We start from the raw sequence: 7,958 nt of genomic DNA, 5'->3' as shown, positions 1-7,958 counted from the left end.
AAGGCCAGCGTGCGCGTGCTGGACGCCGCCGTCGAGAAGGCTTACGGCGACAAGCGCAAGATCGAGTGGATGGAAGTCTACGCGGGCGAGAAGTCGCTCGAAGTCTACGGCGCCAACGAGTGGCTGCCCGAAGAAACCCTGGACGCCTTCCGCGAGTACCTGTTCGGCATCAAGGGGCCGCTGACCACCCCGGTCGGCACCGGTATCCGCAGCATTAACGTGGCGCTGCGTCAGGAACTCGACCTGTACGCCTGCGTGCGCCCGGTGCAGTACTTCAAGGGCGTGCCCAGCCCCGTCAAGCGCCCTGAAGACGTGGACATGATTATCTTCCGTGAGAACACCGAGGACATCTATGCCGGAATCGAGTGGAAGGCCGGAACCCCTGAAGCCGACAAGGTGCGCGGTTTCCTGACCCGCGAAATGGGCGTGACCAAGATTCGTTTTCCCGACTCCAGCAGCTTCGGCGTCAAGCCCGTGTCCAGGGAAGGCACCGAGCGCCTCGTGCGGGCCGCCATCCAGTACGCCATCGAAAACGGGCGCAGGAGCGTGGCGCTGGTTCACAAGGGCAACATCATGAAATTCACCGAGGGCGGCTTCCGCGACTGGGGTTACGAACTCGCCAAGCGCGAATTCGGCGCAGTTGAAATTGACGGCGGCCCCTGGTGCAAACTGCCCGGCGGCATTGTCATCAAGGACGTCATTGCCGACAACTTCCTCCAGCAGATTCTGCTACGCCCCACCGAGTACGACGTGATCGCCACCCTGAACCTCAACGGCGACTACATCAGCGACGCCCTCGCCGCGCAGGTCGGCGGGATCGGCATCGCGCCCGGCGCGAACATCAACTACGTGACCGGCCATGCCATTTTCGAGGCCACCCACGGCACGGCACCCAAGTACGCGGGCAAGAACGTCATCAACCCCAGCTCGGTCATCCTGAGCGGCGAAATGATGCTGCGCTACATGGGCTGGAGTGAAGCCGCCGACATGATCCTTAAGGGTCTGGACGCCACCATTCAGGCCAAGGTCGTGACCTACGATTTCGCCCGCAACATGGAAGGCGCGAAGGAAGTCAAGACCAGCGAGTTTGCCGACAAGATCATCGAACTGATGTAATTTCCGTCTGGCACAAAAGGAGGGTCGGGGCTTAGGCTCCGGCTCTTTTTTGCTGGCGCTTGCGGCATAATTGGCCTATGACAAGGCTTTTTCTTGCCGTGGTCGGGGTCGCTCTGCTGGCCCTGGTCGCGCTCGGGGTGCTGTGGCTGGCGGGTCAGGTGCTGCTGGGCATAGGCGTCTTCGCCGTAGGCCTTGCCGGGGTGCTGCTGCGCCTGCTGTGGTTTTTGCTGGTTGCCGGGGCGCTGGGCGGGGCGGTGTACTTCGTGTCCAGCGCGTGGCGGCCCGCCGCAAACCGGGCGGTGGCCCGGCGCGTGGCCCAGACTCCGGGAGAGCAGGCCCCGGCCCAAACTTTGGTGGCCTCGGCTGTCCCCGAGTTGCGCCTGGACGGTCAGGCAGTCCGGCACGACTGACGCCGACCGTTTGCTGGGTCGTGCGGAGGTGTACGCTGCTCGCCCGAGCTATCCGGCGGCGCAGGCGGCCCACTGGTTTGCGCCTGGGCCAACCACACGCCTATGTTTGTGGGACTTCCCTGATGACCTGATGGCAAAAAGCGCCCCAGCCTCAAGCTCTCCTCATGGGACGTCAGGAAGCGTGTGCTGAACTGTCAGACATGAAGACCAAGACCCTTTTCGCTCTGAGTGCCCTTGTGCTGGGCGCTGCCTCCGCTCAGAACCCGCCTGCTTTCTGGAACACCGCCTCACTCTCAGGCGCGACCTACGCCGTTCTCGACCCCAAGGTCGAAGGCAACCCCAACATCGTCAGCAAGCAGCAACTCGACGGCATCGTTGCGGCGCTGCGGCGCGACTCGGCTGGGGCCATCAAGCGCCGCTACCCGAACGCCGTGATCGCTACCGATGTCAATGCCCCCAATACCATCAAGGTAACCCCGGTGCTGACCACTCCCGCCGCGCTTGCGCCCTGGGCCAAGATGAACGTGCGCATGGAATTGCAGTTCCCCGACAGCAACCGTGTGGTTGTGGGCGACAATTTCAGCGTGCTGACCCTCTGGCAGCAGGGGGCCAACGCTGCCAACTACGCCTATGACCAGCTGACCAGAAAACTGCCCTAAGCGGCCCGTAAAGTCTGGAAACGCATCCAATCTACGTACACCGAAGGTAACCGTTAGTGCAGGGGGATGCGTTGTTCGGCTCCTACAAAGCCGGGTTGAATGAGTTGCAAAAACCATTCAACCCGAAAAGTAAAACAGTACGGTTGATTTTCAGTTCCTCGCGCTCAGCTCAGCTTGGCCTTGAACTCCTCGTAGCCGAAGGTCTTGACGCGCTGGTACGCCCCGTCCGCCTTCAGGATGCCGATGTCGGGGTGCTTGACGCCGTTGAAAAAGGTCGTCTTGACCATGGTGTAGTGAATCATGTCGTCGAAGATCACGCGGTCGCCGATCTTCAGCGGCTCTGCGAACACATACTCGCCCACCACGTCGCCCGCCAGACAGGTCGTGCCGCCGATGAGGTAAGGGTGTCCGGCGGGGGCGTCCTGCGCCTCGCGGTGCTCGTCAGTGGGGGGGTCGCCTGCGCCCAAAATGCGCGGGCGATACGGCATTTCCAGCACGTCGGGCATGTGGGCCGAGACCGAAACGTCCAGCAGCGCGGCGTCTTTGACGTTGTGTACCACGTCCAGCACGCTGCTGACCAGCCAGCCGGTCTGCCAGCCGAAGGCGCTGCCGGGTTCCAAAATCACGTGGACGCCGTGCTTTTCGCGGAACTCGCGCACCACCCGGATCAGGCGTGGCAGGTCGTAGCCCTCGCGGGTCATCAGGTGGCCGCCGCCGAAGTTGACCCAGTTCATGCGCGGCAGGAACTCGCCAAAGTTGCGCTCGACGACTTCCAGCGTGCGCTCCAGCGTATCGGAGTCCTTTTCGCACAGGGTATGAAAGTGCAGCCCGTCCACGCCGTCTAGCAGGTCCTCACGGAACTCGCGGCGCGTTACCCCCAGGCGCGAGAACGGCCCGGCGGGGTTGTACAGGTCGGTTTCGACCTCAGCGTATTCGGGGTTGACGCGGATGCCGATGAGAACCTCTTTTCCGGCGGCGCGGGCGGCCTGCACCTGCGGCCTAAAGCGCTCCCACTGCGAAAAGCTGTTGAACACCAGATGGTCGGCAAGTTCCAGAATCTTCGGGAAGTCCTCGTCGGAGTAGGCCGGGGCGTACACATGCACCTCGCCCTGCATCTCCTCCTTGGCCAAAATCGCTTCGTTCAGGCTGCTGGCGGTGGCCCCACTAACGCCGTACTCGCGCAGAATCGGGAAGGCCGACCACATCGAAAAGCCCTTGAACGCCACGATAATCTGCGCCCCAGACTGCTTTTGCACGTAGTCGATCAGGGTCAGGTTGCGGCGCAGGCGGGTTTCGTCTAGCACGAAGGCGGGGCTGGGAATGCTGGCCCAGTCCACGCGGGCGGGGTCGGTCACGGGCGGCAGGTTCAGGTCGGCAGGGTGAACAGTCATGACTTACAGGGTAGCGGACAGAAAAAAATCTATCAGCGGGTAAACTTCACGCTTTGAAAGACTTGCTGAAAAAGCGGGCTGTAGCGTGCGCTGAGGCTGCTGCGAGCCATGCCCGTTAGCGTGTATACGCGGTTGCCTTTCACGATTATAAGTTGATCCGAGTGAAGTGTGCGCCCCTGGCCCGTGCCGTCATAGGCCAGCAGGTAGGCGTCGGCCCCGGCCATCCGCACTCTTTTCTCGGAATAGTTCTGGATATTCGGCACACTCCGGCGAACCTCTGCCAGCCCTTCCCGCACGACCTGCTCTGTGATGGGGGTCGCTGAAGTGGTGACTATCAGGTTCAGACTGGGCCAGGATCCCTCAACCGGCTTCGGGGTCTTGAAGGCAGCACTGGCCCCCGTTGCCTTCACTTCGGTCCATCCGGCAGGCGGCTGAAAGCTCAACCCCGATTCAGCGTCTAAAAAGGGCCGGGCAGCCGAGGCAGAGGGGGCGAGCACCAAGGCCAGCAGAACCGGAGTTAGAACGGCTTTTTTGTGCATGGCCCCAAGTTACCCCCAAGTTACTCTGGGTAAGCCCTACCCCGCCACAAACCTCAGGGCGCCTTCCGGAACGTCCTCGCCCTCCACCAGCGTGGGCACCACCGTACTTGTGCTCAGTTCGGCGGCGTAGCGCACGTCGTCGCCCAGGCCCAGATTGTTCAGGCGTGCCCCGTGCACACTGCTGCTGAGGGCCTCCAGAGGGTTGCCACTGCCCCGCCGGACGGTTAGGGCGATGCGGGCACCGTCGTCGATGGTAAATTCGCCCAGCGACAGCAGGTACTCGGCCAGCACGCCAGCGGTGTACACGTCTTCCAGGCCCACATGTTCGTCGGTTCCGGCGCACACGATAGCCACTTCCTCGGTGGCCTGGGCTTTGGCGCGGCGGGCGGCGGCGTGCGCGTTGGTCAGCGAGGCCAGAAAGACATGCTTACCCGTCTGCGCGGCGGTGTGCGCGGCCCCGGTGCCGTTGGTGGTGTTCATAACCACCGTCTTGCCCGTAAAGTTTTGCCCACTGGCCTCGACGGGGCTGTTGCCGAAGTCGAAGCCCGGAATCGGCAGGCCGCCGCGCTCGCCGCCCAGCAAAAAGCCCTCGCCGCGCAGCCTCAGAGCAACGTCGGGGGTACGGGTCAGCAGCAGGGCGTCCGCGCCGCGTTCCAGATAGGTCACGGCGGTGGTGGTAGCCCGCAACGTGTCGATGACCACCACCACGTCGGCGTAGTGACCGTGTGGCAGCAGATCGACGCGCAGTCTCATGCGCCCGCCCCGGCCAGAGCGTCACGCAGGCGCTTTAAGCCCGCCTCGGCCCCGTCCTGGCCGTACACCGCGCTGCCCGCGACCAGCACATTCGCGCCCGCCTCGGCCACGCTGCGGGCATTCTCGGGGGTCACGCCGCCATCGACTTCCAGATCAGCGTCGCTGCCGATCTCGTCGAGCCAGCGGCGCACTGTGCGGATGCGTTCCAGGCTGCCCGGAATAAATTTCTGACCGCCGAAGCCGGGGTTCACGCTCATGACCAGTACCAGGTCTACGTCGGCCAGCACGGGCCGGATGGCTTCCAGAGGCGTGCCGGGGTTCAGGGTCACGCCCGCCCGCTTGCCCAGTTCCTTGATCTGTTGTACGGCGCGGTGAATATGCCGGGTACTCTCGACCTGCACCGTCAGGCCGTCGGCTCCGGCCTGCGCAAAGTCTTTGAGGTAGCGTTCAGGCTGCTCAATCATCAGGTGAACGTCCATATACAGCTCACTCGCCCGGCGGGCCGCGGCCAGAATCGGCATCCCGAAGCTGATATTGGGCACGAACTGGCCGTCCATCACGTCCACATGCGCCCAGTCCGCCGCGCTGATGGCGCAGAGTTCTTCGCCTAGACGGGTAAAGTCACACGACAGGAGACTGGGGGCGAGTTTGACTGGCTTGACTGTGGTCACGGCGAAGAGTGTAGCAAGTGCAGGTCGGCCCTGGCCCGGCATAGGCATACCCCCGGCATACCCGCCCCTACAGTCATGAGGCCAGGGGAAAGCGAGTTGGGAGACTGAAGCGGGCGCCGGGTGCCAGCTACCGCCCAGGGTGAGGAGTTTAGTCCAGTCCTGGCCGCGCTGGTCGCCTCTTTCCACAGGGGCTAAACACTGCGGGTCTCCCTCCCTCCGTTTTGGTGTCAAAATAGGCGCATACGGAGGCAAAACCATGACTGATCTTTCCCGTCCTGATCTGAGTGCCTGGAAAGCGCTGGCTACCAAAGACCTGAAAGGTGGCGATCCAGAGAGCCTAAATCACATCACTGCCGAGGGAATTACCCTGAAGGCGCTGTACACCCGAGACGATCTGCCTGCTGACGGCGCGGCGGATACCCTGCCCGGCCTCGCACCCTTTACCCGGGGGCCACGCGCCACCATGTACGCGGCCCGGCCCTGGACGATTCGGCAGTACGCCGGGTTTTCCACCGCCGAGGAATCGAACGCCTTTTACCGCCGCAACCTGCAAGGCGGGCAAAAGGGCCTCTCGGTGGCCTTCGACCTCGCCACCCACCGGGGCTACGACTCCGACCACCCGCGCGTGGTGGGTGATGTGGGCAAGGCGGGCGTGGCAATCGACAGCGTCGAGGACATGAAACTGCTGTTCGACGGCATTCCGCTGTCCGAAATGTCGGTGTCCATGACCATGAACGGGGCGGTGCTGCCGATTCTGGCGGGGTACATCGTGGCGGGGCTGGAGCAGGGCGCAAAATTAGAGGAGCTGTCGGGCACCATCCAGAACGACATTCTCAAAGAGTTCATGGTACGCAACACCTACATTTATCCGCCTGAACCGTCTATGCGGATTATCGCGGACATTATCGAGTACACCTCGAAGAACATGCCGCGCTTCAACTCCATTTCCATTTCCGGTTATCACATTCAGGAGGCTGGGGCCAACGCCGCGCTGGAACTGGCCTACACGCTGGCCGACGGCAAAGAATACATCAAGGCAGCCCTGAGCAAGGGCCTGGGCATCGACGATTTTGCCGGGCGACTCAGCTTTTTCTTCGGGATCGGCATGAATTTTTACACCGAAATCGCCAAGCTGCGGGCGGCCCGCCTGCTCTGGAGTGAGATCGTCGAGGAATTCAGCCCCAAGAAGCCTATGAGTAAGGCGCTCAGAACCCACTGTCAGACCTCCGGGTGGTCGCTGACCGAGCAAGACGCCTACAACAACGTGGTTCGCACAACCGTCGAGGCGCTGGCGGCGGTATTCGGCGGTACCCAGAGCCTGCACACCAACGCCTTTGACGAGGCCATCGGCCTGCCCACCGACTTTAGCGCCCGGATTGCCCGCAATACCCAGCTGGTTATTCAGGAAGAGACGGCCATCACCAGCGTTATCGACCCCTGGGGCGGCAGTTACATGATGGAAAGCCTGACCGCCGAACTGGCCGACAAGGCCCGTGAACTGCTGCGCGAGGTCGAAGAACTTGGCGGCATGGCTAAAGCCATCGAATCCGGCGTGCCCAAACTGAGAATCGAGGAATCGGCGGCCCGCAAACAGGCCCGCATTGACCGGGGCGAAGACGTGATCGTAGGCGTCAACAAGTACCGCCCGACCACCGAAACGCCCATCGACGTGCTGGATATCGACAACGCTGCCGTGCGCGAGTCGCAGATCGTCCGCCTGAACAAGATCAAGGCAGAGCGCGACGGTGCGTCAGTCAAGGCTGCGCTGGAGGCGCTGGAGCAGGCTGCCCGCGACGGCACTGGCAACCTGCTGGCCCTCAGCGTGGAAGCCATGCAGGTGCGCTGCACCCTCGGTGAGGTCAGCGACGCGCTCGAAAGGGTGTGGGGCCGCCACTCCGCCGAGATTCGCACGCTGTCGGGCGTGTACGCTGCTGGGTACGAAGGCGACCAAGGCTTCGAGGCGCTCAAGCATGAGATCGAAGCCTTTGCCGCCGAGGAAGGCCGCCGCCCGCGCATGCTGGTGGTCAAGATGGGCCAAGACGGGCACGACCGGGGAGCCAAAGTGATCGCCACCGGCTTTGCCGACCTGGGCTTTGATATCGACGTTGGCCCGCTGTTCCAGACCCCCGAGGAGGCCGCGCGGCAGGCTGTCGAAAACGACGTACACGTGGTCGGCGTCTCCAGCCAGGCTGCGGGCCACAAGACGCTGGTGCCCCAGCTGATCGCGGCGCTACGGGCGCAGGGCGCGGGCGACATTCTGGTGATTGTGGGGGGGGTGATTCCCCAGCAGGACTACGCGGCGCTGCGTGAGGCGGGCGCGGCGGGGATTTTTGGGCCGGGCACGCCTATTCTGACCAGTGCCCGGGAAGTGCTGTCCCTGCTCCGCCAGCGTCAGGCGGTGGCCTGAGCTAAGGGAGGG

At 63.3% G+C, this 7,958-nt stretch carries 8 protein-coding genes; 4 read left to right on the top strand and 4 right to left on the bottom strand.

The window, feature by feature from the left end; genetic code table 11:
• The 3 genes from icd to QZ269_RS05595 form a co-directional block, all read left to right on the top strand.
• The coding region (gene icd, locus QZ269_RS05605; RefSeq protein WP_291425195.1) for an NADP-dependent isocitrate dehydrogenase at window positions 1-1,116 on the top strand (1,116 nt) is incomplete at its 5' end.
• 77 nt (window positions 1,117-1,193) lie between these two features.
• Window positions 1,194-1,526: a hypothetical protein gene (locus QZ269_RS05600; protein WP_291425193.1), complete on the top strand. Its 333-nt coding sequence runs from the start codon at window positions 1,194-1,196 to the stop codon at window positions 1,524-1,526.
• Between the two features lie 200 nt (window positions 1,527-1,726).
• Window positions 1,727-2,185 (top strand): hypothetical protein, encoded by a 459-nt coding sequence (locus tag QZ269_RS05595; RefSeq protein ID WP_291425191.1) that lies wholly within the window; start codon window positions 1,727-1,729, stop codon window positions 2,183-2,185.
• 164 nt (window positions 2,186-2,349) lie between these two features.
• On the opposite strand, the gene nspC is transcribed toward QZ269_RS05595, so the two are convergent.
• From nspC to rpe, 4 genes are read right to left on the bottom strand one after another with little or no spacing between them, the layout of a single operon-like run.
• Entirely contained in the window at window positions 2,350-3,576 is a 1,227-nt protein-coding gene (gene nspC / locus QZ269_RS05590) for a carboxynorspermidine decarboxylase (protein ID WP_291425189.1), read from the bottom strand.
• A 32-nt stretch (window positions 3,577-3,608) separates the two neighbouring features.
• Window positions 3,609-4,115: a PsbP-related protein gene (locus tag QZ269_RS05585; RefSeq protein WP_291425187.1), complete on the bottom strand. Its 507-nt coding sequence runs from the start codon at window positions 4,113-4,115 to the stop codon at window positions 3,609-3,611.
• 36 nt (window positions 4,116-4,151) lie between these two features.
• Window positions 4,152-4,868: a 2-phosphosulfolactate phosphatase gene (locus QZ269_RS05580; RefSeq protein ID WP_291425185.1), complete on the bottom strand. Its 717-nt coding sequence runs from the start codon at window positions 4,866-4,868 to the stop codon at window positions 4,152-4,154.
• Complete coding sequence (gene rpe, locus QZ269_RS05575) at window positions 4,865-5,539, bottom strand: ribulose-phosphate 3-epimerase (protein WP_291425183.1); 675 nt, start codon at window positions 5,537-5,539, stop codon at window positions 4,865-4,867. Before rpe ends, QZ269_RS05580 begins: the two co-directional genes overlap by 4 nt.
• 256 nt (window positions 5,540-5,795) lie before the next feature.
• Between rpe and scpA the strand changes: the two genes are divergently transcribed.
• Window positions 5,796-7,946 carry a methylmalonyl-CoA mutase gene (scpA, locus tag QZ269_RS05570; protein ID WP_291425182.1) on the top strand — a complete coding sequence of 717 codons (2,151 nt, stop codon included), beginning with the start codon at window positions 5,796-5,798 and terminating at the stop codon, window positions 7,944-7,946.
• Window positions 7,947-7,958 lie beyond the last annotated feature (12 nt).

Origin of the sequence: Deinococcus sp., assembly GCF_018260405.1 — a bacterium.
Taxonomy (GTDB): Bacteria; Deinococcota; Deinococci; order Deinococcales; family Deinococcaceae; genus Deinococcus.
Note: the sequence above shows the minus strand (reverse complement) of the source record. Positions and strands in the feature narration are given on the sequence as shown.

Excerpts from the sequence above, each read along its gene's own strand:
- QZ269_RS05585 (WP_291425187.1), bottom strand. The coding sequence starts at position 4,115 with ATGCACAAAAAAGCCGTTCTAACTCCGGTTCTGCTGGCCTTGGTGCTC.
- QZ269_RS05595 (WP_291425191.1), top strand. The coding sequence starts at position 1,727 with ATGAAGACCAAGACCCTTTTCGCTCTGAGTGCCCTTGTGCTGGGCGCT.
- QZ269_RS05600 (WP_291425193.1), top strand. The coding sequence starts at position 1,194 with ATGACAAGGCTTTTTCTTGCCGTGGTCGGGGTCGCTCTGCTGGCCCTG.
- scpA (WP_291425182.1), top strand. The coding sequence starts at position 5,796 with ATGACTGATCTTTCCCGTCCTGATCTGAGTGCCTGGAAAGCGCTGGCT.
- QZ269_RS05580 (WP_291425185.1), bottom strand. The coding sequence starts at position 4,868 with ATGAGACTGCGCGTCGATCTGCTGCCACACGGTCACTACGCCGACGTG.
- nspC (WP_291425189.1), bottom strand. The coding sequence starts at position 3,576 with ATGACTGTTCACCCTGCCGACCTGAACCTGCCGCCCGTGACCGACCCC.